This window comes from Propionispora vibrioides (assembly GCF_900110485.1).
Taxonomy (GTDB): domain Bacteria; phylum Bacillota; class Negativicutes; order Propionisporales; family Propionisporaceae; genus Propionispora; species Propionispora vibrioides.
This window is the reverse complement of the sequence record NZ_FODY01000012.1, coordinates 88,495-103,418: the sequence shown is the minus strand read 5'-3', so window position 1 is coordinate 103,418 and position 14,924 is coordinate 88,495. Positions and strand designations below refer to the sequence as shown.

The following is a 14,924-nucleotide window of genomic DNA, read 5'->3' as shown; positions in this document are numbered from 1 at the left end:
TCTTTTCTCTGTTGCTTTTTGTTCTCATAATAGCCGTTTCTGAACGTTAATTCTTTGCTCTCCTACCGGTTGATTAGGTCCGGGAACAATAAATACGGAATGTATCACAAGGTTAAACCGAGACCGCCGGTTCAGCTTGACAGGACATAGAAAAGGCAATAAAATAAAGTTAAATCCGAGTAATTCGGTATGAATAGTGTGGATTATTGTGAATTGTGTTACAAATTATAGTAAGGAACTGCTGATTAACTCATTGTTCCTGATAATCATGATTATGAGGTGAAAAAATGGCGGAAAAACTTTTGTCTATTCATGGTCTGCGAGCGACTGTTGACGGTAAGGAAATTTTAAAGGGTTTGGACCTGGAGATTAACAAGGGTGAGGTCCATGTGATTATGGGGCCTAACGGCTCCGGTAAGACTACGCTGGTTAACCTGATTATGGGGCAGCCGCGCTATGAAAAGACGGCCGGCTCCATTTTATTTGAAGGCGAAGATATTGGCGAACTGAAAATCCATGAACGGGCTCGCAAGGGGATTTTTCTTTCTTTTCAAAACCCGGAGGAGATTCCCGGCATTACCGTGGAAAACCTGATCCGGACCGCTCAGAGCGCTGTAACCGGGGAAACGGTCCGAGTCATGGCGTTTAAGAAAAAACTACATAAGACGATGGAAGCCCTGCAGATGGATGCCAGCTATGCGTCGCGCCATGTGAATGTGGGATTTTCCGGCGGGGAAAAGAAGCGCAATGAGATTTTGCAAATGATGATGCTCAATCCCAAACTGGCCTTGCTGGATGAAACCGATTCCGGTCTGGATGTCGATGCCGTACGTATTGTTTCTGCCGGTGTGCGTCAGTTTAAAAATGAGCAGAATGCCGTTCTGATTATTACCCATAACACCAAAATTTTGGAACAATTGCAGGTTGACCGGGTGCATGTACTCTTAAACGGTCAGATTATCCGGACCGGCGATGCCAGTTTGGTGGAACAGATCAATGAACAGGGCTATGCGCCGTTGGTTGAAGCGCGATGTAGGAACGAGGAAACGGAAAAGGACTACGCGTAATGTGGAGAGCGGGGTGAAACTTCTATGGATAAGCAAAAGACAGCCGTCGCCGACATTGAGCGGGGGCTATACGATATAAAAAATGAGGACCGGGCTCGTTACAAAGCGGCTAAGGGTCTGACGGCCGAAATCGTCCTGGATATTTCCCGCGAGAAGCGGGACCCGGAATGGATGCGCGATTTCCGGCTGCAGGCGCTGGAGATTTACGCGAAGACGCCGCTGCCGTCCTGGGGGCCGTCCTTACAGGAACTGGACATGGACAACATTGTGACTTATGTTCGTCCCGATACGGAGATGAAGGGGAATTGGCGGGAGGTTCCCGACGATATTAAAAATACCTTTGAACGGTTGGGTATCCCTCAGGCTGAGCAGGAATCGCTGGCCGGTGTCGGTGCCCAGTACGATTCCGAGGTGGTATACCATAACGTGAAGCAGGAACTGGTGAAGCAAGGGGTCGTGTATACCGATATGGAAAGCGCCCTGCGGGAACACGAGGATTTGGTGAAAAAGCATTTTATGAAGCTGGTTACGCCCCGGGATCATAAGTTTGTCGCCCTTCACGGCGCCGTATGGTCAGGCGGTTCCTTTGTTTATGTGCCGCCGGGGGTTGAAGTCGATATTCCCCTCCAGTCCTATTTCCGTCTGAATGCCCCGGGGGCGGGGCAGTTCGAGCATACCCTGATTATTGTGGATAAAGGGGCCAAGCTGCATTTTATCGAAGGCTGTTCGGCACCCAAATATAACGTGACCAACCTGCATGCCGGCTGTGTGGAGCTCTATGTCAGTGAAGGTGCCAGCCTGCGCTATTCGACCATCGAAAACTGGTCGCGCAATATGCTGAATTTGAATACCAAGCGGGCCGTTGTTGAGAAAAACGGTTTAATCGAATGGGTATCAGGTTCTTTCGGTTCTAAGATTTCCATGCTCTATCCCCGCAGCATTTTGAAGGGGGAAGGAGCCAGGGCGGAATTCAACGGAGTTACCTTTGCCGCCGAAGGCCAGCATCTGGATACCGGCGCGGCTGTGATTCACGCCGCCCCTTATACGTCTTCCAATATCAGTTCCCGTTCCATTGCCAAGGGTGGCGGCGTTGCCACTTACCGCGGCGCCATCAAGGTGGCTCCGCAGGCCCACCACGTCAAGTCGTCGGTCAACTGTGAATCGCTGATGCTGGACGATTTGTCCCGGTCGGACACACTGCCGGTGATTGATATCCAGCAGGATGAGGTGGATATCGGCCATGAGGCAAAAATCGGCCGGATCAGCGAGGAGGCCGTCTTTTATCTTATGAGTCGCGGCATCAGCGAGGAAGAAGCCAAGGCCATGATTGTGCGGGGCTTTGTGGAACCGGTCGCCAAGGAACTGCCTTTGGAATATGCCGTGGAAATGAACAATTTGATCAATATGGAACTGGAAGGGGCCATTGGCTAAGAGGTGAGGACATGGAAAAACATAATGAGATAGTAAATGCGATTCCGGTGCGGACCTGGAATTGGCTGGGTGTCAATGAAACAGCGATGCCTGTTGCTTTTCCGGTCGTCAAGGCCTATCGCAAGCAGCCGCTGGTTCTGACCGGGGAAAAATCGGTAACCATTACATCCCTCAAAGACAGTCAGATTCAACTGCAACAGTTGGGACCACTGCCCAAGGCCGGTGTTAGTGATACCATGAACCGCCTGGTGGCGGAGCACGCCAATAATGGATATTTTATTGAAACGACGGCAGGACAAAAGTGTCAGACCCCGTTGCTTCTGCACTATCATTTGGATGAGGCCGATCCGGTTCTGGTGGACCGGCAGGTCATCCTGGCCCGGGAAAATAGTGAAATCACGGTGGTCATTCGTTATACCTCCCAGGCCGGTACGGCCGCCTATCATAGTGGTATAACTCAGGTAGTTGCCCAGGCCGGTGCGGTAGTGCATCTGGTCAAGGTTCAGCTTCTTGCCGATGATGCTTACCAAATGGATGCCGTAGGTGTTGTCAGCGGCGACAACGGGCAGGTGGACTGTACACTGGTCGAACTGGGAGCCTGCCAGACCATTACCAATTGCCAGACTCAGCTGGTTGGTGCCCGCAGCGCCGGCAGCATTCAGTCCATCTATTTTGGCGATAAAGACCGCAGCATTGATATCAATCATGTCCTGACCCATCAGGCCCGGCAGTCGGTGGGCGAGATCAAGGCCCGCGGGGCGCTGCTGGATCGGAGCCGGAAGATATTCCGTGGTACGCTGGACTTTCTGAAGGGGGCCCGCGGTGCCAAGGGGAAAGAAGAAGAATATGCCGTGTTACTCAGTCCCGATGTACGCAACTGGTCGGTGCCGCTGATGCTGTGCGGTGAAGAGTCGGTAGAAGGCCAGCACGCCGCCAGTGCCGGCAAAGTAGATGAAAACAAGCTGTTTTATCTGATGAGCCGGGGTCTTAGCGAAAATGAAGCGAAAAAGCTGATTATTGAGGCCTCCTTTGAACCCATCCTGGCCCGGATACCGGTTGAGCAGTTAAAAGAAGAAATTTCGTCCTATGTGAAAGGGAGGCTAGCCTATGTCCAGTAATTATCTTAAAGACTTTCCCCTGCTCAAGCAGCCTACGGCAAACGGCAAGCGCTTGGTTTATCTCGACAACGGAGCCACAACCCAAAAGCCTTTGTCTGTCATTAAAGCGCTGGAAGGCTATTATGGCACGTCTAATGCCAATCCTCACCGGGGCGCCTATGGACTGAGTGTGAAGGCGACCGAACTGTATGAAAATGCCCGGGAGAAAGTGCGTCATTTTTTGGGGGCAGCCAAAACCGAGGAGATTATTTTTACTAAGAACGCCACCGAATCGCTTAATCTGATTGCCTACAGCTATGGCCTGCAGTTTATCGAAGCAGGCGATGAAATTGTGCTGTCCATTGCCGAGCATCACAGCAATCTGGTACCCTGGCAACAGGTGGCCAAAGCGCGCGGCGCTGTGTTGAAATACATGTACGTCAATGCCGACGGCGTGCTGCCGGAAGAGGAGATCGAGGCTAAAATCACGGCGAAAACCAAGCTGGTAGCGGTGACTCATGTATCCAATGTGCTGGGTATTGTCAACCCGATCCGGCGGATTGCCGCTAAGGCTCACTCGGTTGGCGCCGTGATTGTGGTGGATGGTGCGCAGAGTGTGCCCCATCTGGCAGTGAATGTCCGGGAGCTGGACGTGGACTTTTTTGTTTTCTCAGGTCATAAAATGCTGGCACCCATGGGGATCGGCGTTTTATACGGCCGGGAGGAACTGTTGGAAGCTATGCCGCCTTTTCTCTGCGGCGGCGATATGATTGAGTATGTGGAAGAGCAGGATACCACCTTTGCGCCTTTGCCGGCCAAGTTTGAGGCGGGGACGCAGAATGTGGGCGGCGCCGTAGGATTGACGGCCGCCATTGAGTATCTGGAGCAAACCGGTCTGGATGTCATCGAAAGGGAAGAACGGGAACTGGTTCGCTATGCGGTGGAAAGACTGCAGCAATTGCCCTATATTACACTGTACGGCTGTGGTGATCTGACGAATAAAACCGGGGTGATTTCCTTTAATGTCAAGGATGTACATCCCCATGATGTGTCCACCATTTTAGATGCCGATGGGATTGCTATCCGGGCCGGACATCACTGTGCCCATCCCCTGATGCATTACCTGGGCGTCAATGCCACCTGCCGGGCCAGCCTTTATTTCTATAATACCCGCGAAGATGTAGACGCATTGCTTGACAGCCTGAGCCGGGTGAGAGGAGTGCTGGGCTATGGAGCTTAATGAAATTTATACGGAGATTATTGCCGAGCACAGCAAGTCGCTCCGCAATAAAAAGCATATGGACAATCCGACGGTAACGTTAAAGGGACGCAATCCGAGCTGTGGCGATGAGATTGAACTGGAGCTTAAGCTGGAGAACGGAGTCATCCGGGATGCCCTGTTTACCGGCGTGGGCTGTGCCATATCCCAGGCTTCGACTTCAATGATGATTGATCTGATCCGGGGCCAGACGGTAGAAAAAGCGCAGGAGCTGATCGACACCTTCCTGGGCATGATCAAACGGGATATTACCGACGACGAGCAACTGGAAGTACTGGACGAAGCGGCGGCGCTGAAAAATATCTCCAACATGCCGGCCCGCGTCAAGTGTGCCGTGCTGTCCTGGCATACCCTGGAAGATGGTATTAAAAAGTACCGCTGATAGACTGGACGGAAGTAGAAGATAAAAGAATAAGCCAGAGAAGGCTGACAGCTATCTTAGGGTCTGTCAGCCTTCTCTGGCTTATTCAATTTGTGCGACAGTAATAAAAATAGTTTATTATAGACAGTCCACTTTATATGATTTTACTATTTGGACTAATTGCCACTGAAATTTCCCAACCTTTATTTTTTTGCTGAGTCTTATAAAGTGAGATAATACAAGGACTGGCGGGGATTTTACAGCGAAGCAAATAAAAAGTAGAGTATGGTTGGGAAAATATTGCGAAACCCTTATAAATACTGTATTCTATGGCTATAGGCATATTTGAAAAGCTTAATTTTACTGCCCTTTAGCCTCAACATGGATGTATTGAAACAATTTTGCCAAGCGTCAACTTACCTGGTATCGCAGAACTTTAGCCTCAACATGGATGTATTGAAACTATTAAAATAATTGACATGATCAACAGGGGTAAAATCTTTAGCCTCAACATGGATGTATTGAAACCTTGCACCCCGGCAGCAAGCAACATATTTGCTACGGCTTTAGCCTCAACATGGATGTATTGAAACTAATAAGCGGTTTGTTTGATAAAAAGGCTGGTATAGCTTTAGCCTCAACATGGATGTATTGAAACTTTGCTCGTAGCTTGATACGTTGTTAAAGGAGATACTTTAGCCTCAACATGGATGTATTGAAACTAGCTCACGCTGACCACGCTGCACCGGGGATCGTCCTTTAGCCTCAACATGGATGTATTGAAACTCGGGATTCGTCTGCGAATTACACAAGGTCGGCAAATCTTTAGCCTCAACATGGATGTATTGAAACAGGCGACAGACAGCCACAGCAGCCAGCGACCCTGTTCTTTAGCCTCAACATGGATGTATTGAAACATCGGGGGACGGAGAAGTGGATGATGAAGAAGCCGACTTTAGCCTCAACATGGATGTATTGAAACAGTTGGACCGGTTGTAGGTCATCCGGTATAAATTCTTTAGCCTCAACATGGATGTATTGAAACTTTCTAAATGTGTTCCATTAGGTGCAGCGGATTGTATCTTTAGCCTCAACATGGATGTATTGAAACGAATTAGCTAGGTTCCACATCGGCGGCGCGCATGAACTTTAGCCTCAACATGGATGTATTGAAACTTTCTAAATGTGTTCCATTAGGTGCAGCGGATTGTATCTTTAGCCTCAACATGGATGTATTGAAACGAATTAGCTAGGTTCCACATCGGCGGCGCGCATGAACTTTAGCCTCAACATGGATGTATTGAAACACAAAACAGAAATGATCATAACCTGCGTAAATGGTTACTTTAGCCTCAACATGGATGTATTGAAACTTGTAATAGGTCAGATGGGCATATACATCCAGCAGGCTTTAGCCTCAACATGGATGTATTGAAACATCCAAGCATCCATTTCACCCTCGGACTGAGTGACTTTAGCCTCAACATGGATGTATTGAAACTTGTAATAGGTCAGATGGGCATATACATCCAGCAGGCTTTAGCCTCAACATGGATGTATTGAAACATCCAAGCATCCATTTCACCCTCGGACTGAGTGACTTTAGCCTCAACATGGATGTATTGAAACTACCTGATCATGTTAGCTGTTTCACGGGCCTTCACATCTTTAGCCTCAACATGGATGTATTGAAACTAATTAAATGCAACGTCGCTGACTGCGCTTATAGCTCTTTAGCCTCAACATGGATGTATTGAAACCAGGGAAACCTTTAGCCTCAACATGGATGTATTGAAACATGCCATTGGTGCCAGGTTCATTAAAGTAACAGGTAATCCGACTAGTTTAGCATTATTTTAGAACTGGCCGGATTATTTTTAATTGGAATTTATAAACAATTTATAGCTGTGTTATAATATAAACATGGAAGGGAGTGACGGGCGTGAGTAAGCAGACCAATGTCAGAGAAAATCTTGAAAGCGTAATTAGTGTTATTCAAAATAGTATAGATGTGAAAAAGATATATTTATTCGGTTCTTATACAGATAATACGTATACTGATGATAGTGATCTTGACTTATGTATCGTCGCTTCTTTAGCCGGTTTACGCAAAATTGATATTTTACGTAAGATAAGAAAAGCGATGATGCAGGATGTAGACATGCCGGTTGATTTGCTAGTATATGATGATGATGAATTCAATGAACGCGTAGTTTCAGCAGCAACCATGGAGCATAAAATTGCCCATGAGGGAGTACTCTTATATGAACAATAATTTGGTTGCGCAAGAATGGTTTCGCTATGCTAAGCAGGATTTAGATTCGGCTATTTATTTGCAAGAAATGCAGCCAGTTCCGGTTGAAATTATTTGTTATCATTGTCAGCAGAGTGCGGAAAAATATTTAAAAGGATTTATTGCTTTTCATGGTGGAGCAATTCAGCGGGTTCATGATTTAGTGGCCTTAAACAAGACCTGCATGAAATATGACGAAAATTTCATGCAGATCAGGGAAGACTGTTTAAACTTAACTGATTATGGAGTGCAGGCAAGATATCCATTTAGCTTGGAACTAAACGAGGCCGATGCTCATTTAGCTGTTAAAAGTGCAGAGCAAGTACAGGCATTTTTAAAGGGAAAGATAAATATGACATAAAGAAATAGGTTCTAATCTTGCTAGTGGATTAGGGCTTATTTCTTTATTTGATGGAGGTTAGAATGCTAATTCAATGTACAAAAAAACTTCTTGAAGAATTAAAAATAGAACCTGTACTAGTAAATACCAGTGAGCCGGCATTGTTTTCATGGCATGCTAACTTAATTACTGTCAATCGTAAAAAAACAGTGGTATTAGTGAACGACAGCAATCATTATGTCATAGTACTCTATGGGATACAAGCGAGAAACTTTAAAAATCTTGATGAGCTTATAATCTTTAGTATTAGGGAAACCTTATTAGCTGAGTGTATGAAACCTGAGCTGGTTGAGAATTTTACTCAACATTCGCCGGTAGTTACTTATGCCAAAACAAAAGACCGGTCAAGTGTTGCCAAAATGAACAAGGCTTGTGAAATGGTATATTGGCATGCAGATGAATTACAGAGTAATATGGTTATTCAAAGCTCTGTTAATCGACGGGTGAGTACTCATCTTGTAGGCATTGGCAAAGGGGCTTATAAACATCCTAATGAATGCTTATATAAAGATCTGGAAAATTTTACGGGAACTTCAATTTTTGACTGTCAGGCAGTGGAGCTAATGATTACCCTTGAACTTACCGACTATAAAGTTTGGCGCAAGGTGGTTGTTCCGCTACATTTTACTTTTCTGCAGTTACATCATATATTACAGATACTCTTTACTTGGCAGGATTGTCATTTGCATGATTTTAATGTTATTGACAAGGATAAGGCAATCACCAATATCGTGTGCGGGGAAGATGCCTTTGAATATCCTAAGGACATTCCCATGATCAAGGAAGCGGATTGTAAATTATCCGAATACATTCCTAAATATTTAACAATACAATATACTTATGATTTTGGTGATGAGTGGCGACATTGGATTGAAGTGGGTAATGTAATCGAAAGCTATCCACATAATTATTCGGTTTGCGTAGAAGGGGAGGGAAATGCCCCACCCGAGGACGTGGGCGGAGAACCGGGATATTACGATTTTTTGGAAATAATAGCTGATCCCAAACATCCGGACCATAAGGAGATGATAAACTGGTCTCAAATGCAGGGATATCAGGATTTCAATATTGAGCTTATAAATCACAAACTTAAAGGTTATGGAAATCTGTAATCGACTAGGAAGCGCCCATTGTAATAGGACATAGGTAAAATTTCTGATTCACGCTTATTAATGGACATTGATCAAATTCATTGACTAAGGTTTATATAAATGTATTGTGGCATGTTCTAATAATAGCAGTGATGTGCCTAGGAGGAAGGAGGGGTATAGATGGCTACATCGTCATTTACCAAAGATTTCACATTAAATAGTAAAAAGGTGGTAGCTTCATTTGAAAAAATAATGTCTACCCCTACTAACAAGGTGAGAATAGATCGCACTTTAACATCGCCTGAGCGCAAAAGGCGATGTGAGATTCGATTAAAACAAATATTATCTCGCTAAAAGATTTGATAGAAATGAGTGATGAGTCAAAAGCTCAAGAACTCATTTCTATTTTTGTGTGCAGTAAAGATATTGATTTGGAGATTTTGGACACAAACAAACAGAGAAAGTCTCTTCCCACTCCCCTGAAAAGGGGGGAGGCCTATGACTACCTATGAAGCGTTATCATTTGCTCATGGTTTTGGTCATGAAAAGCAAATAACCGCTCCCCTGAAGGTGTGGCGGTTATTTTCACGACTTAACTTTGAGTCAACCGTTTCCGGTTGCAGCCTAGGGTTGGCATGTTTGCAGCATGCCGACTCTTTTTAAGTATTATAATCTATTTTAAAAAGAATATGCAATATAGTAGGGAATACTCATGGAGACAAATACCCGATCCCCGTGTTTTTCTGATTTTTACTTGATTTCGTTTTCACAATCATTTATGTCATTTTCTGTTTTCTTTTGCAACTTAGTCTGAACTTTATCTAGTCCTTTTTGTGTCACGTCCATAGCCCTGGACGAAGCTGTAGCAAGCATTTCCTTGAGCAGCTGCCCGTCATCGGTCTTGAATTCTTTAATTTCCTGCAAATTATCAAAGTCAAAGTATGGGGCCTCATTAAACCCTAATACTCCGGAAAATAGTACGGTAGGAATTTGTAATCTCTCGGAGTTATACGTCTGTGCCACATGATTATACTGTTCTCGCTTATGTTGTAACTCCGTCTCGACTGCATTAATTTGATTCATAAGCTGTTGATAGGCACCATTCGCCTTCAATTCCGGATAGGTTGCTGCCATTGCGTTCAGATTAGCCATCGCTGCCGAAGCTTCTTTAAATGTATCAACGAGATTATTGGATAAGGTTATATGTACTAATTTCTCATGATTACCATACTCTCTGGCTATATCCATTAGTTTATTTACTAAATCAGCTCTTTTTTGAATCACCGTTAAAACGGTTGCATTTGCAGACTTAACACCTTGCCCAAATCTTTGAAGTTTATTGTATGAATAAATTCCAAAACCAGCAACGATGACTGCAATAAAGATGACCATCCTGATCATTGACCCAATACCACTTAGCAGACTATCCAAACATATCACCACTTTCCCTAAATAATGTTTTCATATCCGATACCTCCAAATTTCTACAATAATTACCATAATATACATTCTATTTAATAATTTACATATCCTGCTCATTGTTTAATTTGGGTAATATTTAGAAAAGAATTTATGCTAAAGATTTTCACTAGATAAATTAGAGCTATGAATATGGATATATGAGGAAATTATGGAAAATAAGAAACTGGATTCTTCCGTAATTCACATAAATAAGATATAATGGATAAAGAAAATGTTTTACCTATTGAATTAATATAGTAAACGATATGGGCCTAAAGTAAATTACTGCCAATACAAAAAGTAAGATTATAAAACCCGTAAAGATTCGCAACATATCTCCACCTCCTTGTATTCTTTTAGGACAAGCATATTTATTGCGAAAGCTTAACCGTAACGCTAAAGAGGCGTATTGAAAATTGTACGTGCATTTTGGCAGGGCAATATTATTGTTTTACTTATAACCGTAACACCTAGTGTATTCTATATCTATATTTACTAGATGGGGAGCATTTTAATTTAAATCAAAAATATTCCCTTCTAATTGCCAATACAATGAAAGAGTTAGCTTTAACTTATTCAGAGTTATACTATCTACTTATTCAAACCTATGTCAGTAATAGAGAAAAAATAACTTGTGCAAAAAAATGTATTCTTAAATGCAGAGCAGATGCCAAAAGCAACTGCTTTTTCTATTTTCTTTGATGGAAAGATTGTAGTTTGCATAGCCCCGTCGAACCTTGAAAGGAATTTATTGCTAAATTTGTTAATTTAGCAGGAATTTTATGTTTTTATAAAGAATCAAAATATCATAGTTTAATTTCCATATTTTTCATAAGGATACCTGTTGATATTGGTGACGACTTTTAAGAATCAACTGTGTGTAGGACCTTATTATACTTGCCGGATTCGGGATGAGGGGGAATCTTATTGTTTTTTGAATTGAAACTGACGGTATTGCTTAAAAAGTCAACACATCATCTGCAGATTCTGGAACCGATCGGGAACTGGCTTAGTCAGGCCCAGTTAGGTGATCCGCTTTTAAAACAGACTCATTACGAAAAAAGTTATAAACATTTTGTGTTTAGCAATCTGTATCCGGTTGAAAAAGACGGGCTTTATCAGGAAGGACGAATCTATGTCATTACTGTTCGCAGTTCGCTGGAGGATATAGCTGCCCGTTTGCAGCAGTGCTTGAAATCATGCCGGGAGAGTGATTATTTTCAACTGATTGCCAGTGAACTAAAACCCCGTCGCCTTGGTCATATTACGGAACTGCTGACGGTAACTCCGACGGTTGTTACTATTGATGGCAAGCCCTGGCTGCCGGACGATAGCCTCGAACTATTAATCGAGCGGCTTCATGCCAATGCGGAGAAGAAATATAAATCCTTGAAGCCCGATGCTGTAGAGTCGATGAAGCAGCCTTTTATTCAGGGTGCTTTCATTGAAAATCGCAAGCCCCTGGCGATGGTCTACAAAGGACGTAAGCTGCTGGGCAATAAACTGCATTTGCTGATTCAGGAGGATGCCTATTCGCAAAAGCTGGCTAATGTGGTGATGGGCTCCGGGCTGGCGGAAAAAGGCTCCATCCTTGGCGCCGGTTTCTGCCTGGCAAAGTACCTCAAATAAGGTGAGGAGGTAAGGCTTTTGATCAGAGATTTGGCGGGGGGCTTCCAACAGGCCCAACAGCAGTTCCCCAAGATCATCCAGGATAACTATCGCTTAAAAGAAGGTCTGTATATCCGGTTGGAACTGGGAAAGAGCTGGGCTGAACAAGCGGCGGATTTTGAAAAAAATCATCTAATCGTTGCCCGTAAGGAGGAACCGGCAGCCAGTGAGTTGCTTCCTTGGTTTATTTGTCAGGAGTACGCAAGCTCGCTTATTGATATGAATAAGCCGGTTGATCCTAAGAAACAGGTGCATGGCAATAACCCTTTTACCCTTTTTATGAAACGGGATGTTTTTCTGGGAGAAAAAGAAGCGGCTAAGTTCTCCGTACGGGAAAATATAGAGCGCTTTCTGATAGCAGCCGGCAGGGAAGCGGTACGTCAGAAGTGGTTGGAATTGCTGCCGCAGGATAAAAGTAAGAGCAGCCAGGGGTTGGATTTCTTCCAAGACTCGGACTATGCCAGAGCCCTGGCGTATCTGGATAGTGAGGAGCGGAACGGGCTGATTGACCAGGTTGCCCAGTGGTATGACACTTACCTGGAAGAATTGACTGCTTTTATCAGGCCATTGCCTTTTAAAAACTATGTGAAACTGTTTTTTACGGTTCCGCCGGTATATCAAAATCTGCCCAGCGAAGAGTTATATGAGCTTGAATACCTCCTCTATACCATACCCAAGATCTTTAACAGCAATGACTATAACCAGATCGGAACGGCTGGCCTTATTGGGCTGCCCAGCTTTGATATGTCCATGAACAGCAAGAAGCCTTTTCTGGCGCACAAAACCATGCGGGTCGAGGCGCCTGACCGGGTGCCGTTACAGCAGGCGCTGCTGGCCAGAAAGACTACGGAATGGCTGGCTGCGGCCAAGCCGGTCTATGTGATGAACAAGCTTGGCTATGGGTCGGGCTTTGTTCCGCCCGCTGGACCAGTGCCGCCGGAAGGCACCTTCCATATTTATCTGGATGGCAAATACAACGAGATCTACGGTTATGAGAATGTGCCATTCCCGCCGCAGACAAAGCTGGCGGTGGATTGGGGCAACTTCCTGCAGGTAAGGAATAGCGATGGAGAAGAAAGATATTATGATGCACTAGCTGATACAGCGGCTGTTCACAAGGCTATCAGCAACCGGTTTTTCCGGGGACGGCTGGGACAGTCCTTTTTGACCAATGAACCGGAGGTGAGAGCCGGGGATTTTACGGCTCAGATGGTAGCCCTATATATGCAAAGCAGGCAGGCTTTGCATGATTGGCTCTATAAAGGGACAAGCATCTCTTTGCAAGGGTTATTCGCCAAGATTACGCTGCGGCTGCTGGTAGAGCAATTGCTGCAGGTAGAAACGGTGCGCTTGGCAGACCTTGCCGATGCGTTTAATTTGCGTTTATCCATTCAAATGGTATTGGATGAAAAAGGGGGACAGATGATGGCAGACCGTATTAAGGATACCGTAGATTCTCTGCGAGCTAAACTGGTGTCAACCGGGCTGGCTGTTTGTGAAAGTGATGAGGAGTTTTATTTTACGGCCGGTCAATTAGCTTACTATCTGGTGAGTCAGTCGCGGGCACAAAAACTCACGGGCGACAAATATGAGCCATTTTTGCGGGCTAAGAATGGGAAGCAGTTGAAGCAGCGGCTCCAGGAGATTTACATGCTGTATAAGCACGAAATCTGGGTGAACCATGTCCGGTTTAACCAGGCGTTTTCCATGGTGATGGGCTATCTGCCGGAAACGGATAACCGGGGCGATGCCCGTGAAATGCTACTGGCAGGCATCTTTGCTTATAATTTGCTGTTTGAAAAAACAGATAAAGGGGCGGAATAATATGGCGAAAATGAAGCAGCGCGTGATCGGTTTGATTGGCATTGTCAGCCGGATGGCCAACTGGAATGCCGACTTTAGCGGATTGCCGAAGACAACCAGTGACGGAAATATTTTTGGCAGCGACAAAGCCTTAAAGTATAGCATGAAACGGTTGTGGGAGTTGAATGGTGAAAAGGTGCTGTACATTCGTTCCTATAAAGTGGGCAAGGGCAAAGAGGGCGAAAAGCTGCAGCCCAGGGATTTGCAGGAACGGTATCAGTATTTGTTTGAGGAAAGTGTCGCCAAGGATTCGGTGACCGTATTAAAGCGCTTGTTTTCCTGCGTGGATGTTATGAATTTTGGTGCGACCTTTGCGGTGGAAGGGCAGAACATCGGTCTGACCGGCGCCGTGCAGATCGGCCAGGGCTTCAATAAGTATGAAGATGCCAATGTGGAGGTGCAGGATATTCTGTCGCCTTTCCGCAATTCCAATGAAAAAAGCCAGGGAAACGATGCCACGTCCATTGGCAAAAAGATTATGGTCGACGAAGCGCATTACGTATATCCTTTTACGGTGAATCCCAACCACTATGACCATTATGCCGGGCTGCCCGGACTGACCGAGTTTGAGGGTTATACCACCGAAGCTTACGCCGTTTTTAAAGAAGGCGCTTTGCTGGGAGCTACCGCGTTGCAAACCAACAGCAAGTCGGGCAGCGAAAACGCCTTTAGCCTGTTTATTGTGATGAAGGCAGGTTCGCTGGCTTATCTGCCCAACCTGGACCCCTATGTGACGGTATATAAGCAGGACAATAAGACGGTATATGACCTTTCGGCGCTGGAACCGATTCTGGCAGGCAGCCGGGAGCAGATTGAACAAATTGAGCTGTACCTGAATCCTTATACGACCGAAGTGCGTCTGGCAGCCGAGGGTCTTAGACGCTACAATCTGATTACGAGAGCGGTTTTATAG

At 45.2% G+C, this 14,924-nt stretch carries 14 protein-coding genes and 1 CRISPR repeat array; of the genes, 13 read left to right on the top strand and 1 reads right to left on the bottom strand.

Features of this window, described 5'->3' with window-relative positions; genetic code table 11:
• The first annotated feature begins 287 nt into the window (after positions 1–287).
• The 10 genes from sufC (at position 288) to BMW43_RS21150 (ending at position 9,682) form a co-directional block, all read left to right on the top strand.
• Positions 288–1,067: a Fe-S cluster assembly ATPase SufC gene (gene sufC / locus BMW43_RS11290; protein ID WP_091747233.1), complete on the top strand. Its 780-nt coding sequence runs from the start codon at positions 288–290 to the stop codon at positions 1,065–1,067.
• 24 nt (positions 1,068–1,091) lie between these two features.
• Positions 1,092–2,498 carry a Fe-S cluster assembly protein SufB gene (sufB, locus tag BMW43_RS11285; protein ID WP_091747230.1) on the top strand — a complete coding sequence of 469 codons (1,407 nt, stop codon included), beginning with the start codon at positions 1,092–1,094 and terminating at the stop codon, positions 2,496–2,498.
• An 11-nt stretch (positions 2,499–2,509) separates the two neighbouring features.
• Positions 2,510–3,616, top strand: a complete 1,107-nt coding sequence (gene sufD, locus BMW43_RS11280; protein ID WP_091747227.1) for a Fe-S cluster assembly protein SufD — start codon at positions 2,510–2,512, stop codon at positions 3,614–3,616.
• Positions 3,606–4,835, top strand: a complete 1,230-nt coding sequence (locus BMW43_RS11275; protein ID WP_091747224.1) for a cysteine desulfurase — start codon at positions 3,606–3,608, stop codon at positions 4,833–4,835. Before sufD ends, BMW43_RS11275 begins: the two co-directional genes overlap by 11 nt.
• Positions 4,825–5,256 carry a Fe-S cluster assembly sulfur transfer protein SufU gene (gene sufU, locus BMW43_RS11270; RefSeq protein WP_091747221.1) on the top strand — a complete coding sequence of 144 codons (432 nt, stop codon included), beginning with the start codon at positions 4,825–4,827 and terminating at the stop codon, positions 5,254–5,256. Before BMW43_RS11275 ends, sufU begins: the two co-directional genes overlap by 11 nt.
• A 347-nt stretch (positions 5,257–5,603) precedes the next feature.
• A CRISPR array of direct repeats spans positions 5,604–6,930; the repeat unit is 29 nt; unit sequence CTTTAGCCTCAACATGGATGTATTGAAAC.
• Between the two features lie 247 nt (positions 6,931–7,177).
• Positions 7,178–7,510: a nucleotidyltransferase domain-containing protein gene (locus BMW43_RS11265; RefSeq protein WP_091747218.1), complete on the top strand. Its 333-nt coding sequence runs from the start codon at positions 7,178–7,180 to the stop codon at positions 7,508–7,510.
• Positions 7,500–7,889 carry a HEPN domain-containing protein gene (locus tag BMW43_RS11260; protein WP_091747215.1) on the top strand — a complete coding sequence of 130 codons (390 nt, stop codon included), beginning with the start codon at positions 7,500–7,502 and terminating at the stop codon, positions 7,887–7,889. Before BMW43_RS11265 ends, BMW43_RS11260 begins: the two co-directional genes overlap by 11 nt.
• Before the next feature lie 62 nt (positions 7,890–7,951).
• Positions 7,952–9,040, top strand: a complete 1,089-nt coding sequence (locus BMW43_RS11255) for a plasmid pRiA4b ORF-3 family protein (protein WP_091747213.1) — start codon at positions 7,952–7,954, stop codon at positions 9,038–9,040.
• Positions 9,041–9,199: 159 nt separating this feature from the next.
• Complete coding sequence (locus tag BMW43_RS21155; protein ID WP_177173561.1) at positions 9,200–9,373, top strand: hypothetical protein; 174 nt, start codon at positions 9,200–9,202, stop codon at positions 9,371–9,373.
• Positions 9,374–9,517: 144 nt separating this feature from the next.
• Complete coding sequence (locus BMW43_RS21150; RefSeq protein WP_177173560.1) at positions 9,518–9,682, top strand: hypothetical protein; 165 nt, start codon at positions 9,518–9,520, stop codon at positions 9,680–9,682.
• A gap of 87 nt (positions 9,683–9,769) precedes the next feature.
• On the opposite strand, the gene BMW43_RS11250 is transcribed toward BMW43_RS21150, so the two are convergent.
• A complete protein-coding gene (locus BMW43_RS11250) occupies positions 9,770–10,450 on the bottom strand; it encodes a LemA family protein (protein ID WP_143050608.1) in 681 nt (226 codons plus the stop codon).
• Between the two features lie 957 nt (positions 10,451–11,407).
• Between BMW43_RS11250 and BMW43_RS11245 the strand changes: the two genes are divergently transcribed.
• The 3 genes from BMW43_RS11245 to BMW43_RS11235 are packed head-to-tail and all read left to right on the top strand — an operon-like array spanning position 11,408 to position 14,924.
• Positions 11,408–12,109, top strand: a complete 702-nt coding sequence (locus tag BMW43_RS11245; protein ID WP_091747207.1) for a CRISPR-associated protein Cas6 — start codon at positions 11,408–11,410, stop codon at positions 12,107–12,109.
• An 18-nt stretch (positions 12,110–12,127) separates the two neighbouring features.
• Complete coding sequence (locus BMW43_RS11240; RefSeq protein WP_091747204.1) at positions 12,128–13,972, top strand: hypothetical protein; 1,845 nt, start codon at positions 12,128–12,130, stop codon at positions 13,970–13,972.
• Position 13,973: 1 nt separating this feature from the next.
• Positions 13,974–14,924: a type I CRISPR-associated protein Cas7 gene (locus tag BMW43_RS11235; protein ID WP_091747201.1), complete on the top strand. Its 951-nt coding sequence runs from the start codon at positions 13,974–13,976 to the stop codon at positions 14,922–14,924.

What these genes read in the sequence shown, in the direction of transcription:
- sufC (WP_091747233.1), top strand. Translation starts at nt 288, where the DNA reads ATGGCGGAAAAACTTTTGTCTATTCATGGTCTGCGAGCGACTGTTGAC.
- sufB (WP_091747230.1), top strand. Translation starts at nt 1,092, where the DNA reads ATGGATAAGCAAAAGACAGCCGTCGCCGACATTGAGCGGGGGCTATAC.
- sufD (WP_091747227.1), top strand. Translation starts at nt 2,510, where the DNA reads ATGGAAAAACATAATGAGATAGTAAATGCGATTCCGGTGCGGACCTGG.
- BMW43_RS11275 (WP_091747224.1), top strand. Translation starts at nt 3,606, where the DNA reads ATGTCCAGTAATTATCTTAAAGACTTTCCCCTGCTCAAGCAGCCTACG.
- sufU (WP_091747221.1), top strand. Translation starts at nt 4,825, where the DNA reads ATGGAGCTTAATGAAATTTATACGGAGATTATTGCCGAGCACAGCAAG.
- BMW43_RS11260 (WP_091747215.1), top strand. Translation starts at nt 7,500, where the DNA reads ATGAACAATAATTTGGTTGCGCAAGAATGGTTTCGCTATGCTAAGCAG.
- BMW43_RS11255 (WP_091747213.1), top strand. Translation starts at nt 7,952, where the DNA reads ATGCTAATTCAATGTACAAAAAAACTTCTTGAAGAATTAAAAATAGAA.
- BMW43_RS21155 (WP_177173561.1), top strand. Translation starts at nt 9,200, where the DNA reads ATGGCTACATCGTCATTTACCAAAGATTTCACATTAAATAGTAAAAAG.
- BMW43_RS21150 (WP_177173560.1), top strand. Translation starts at nt 9,518, where the DNA reads ATGACTACCTATGAAGCGTTATCATTTGCTCATGGTTTTGGTCATGAA.
- BMW43_RS11235 (WP_091747201.1), top strand. Translation starts at nt 13,974, where the DNA reads ATGGCGAAAATGAAGCAGCGCGTGATCGGTTTGATTGGCATTGTCAGC.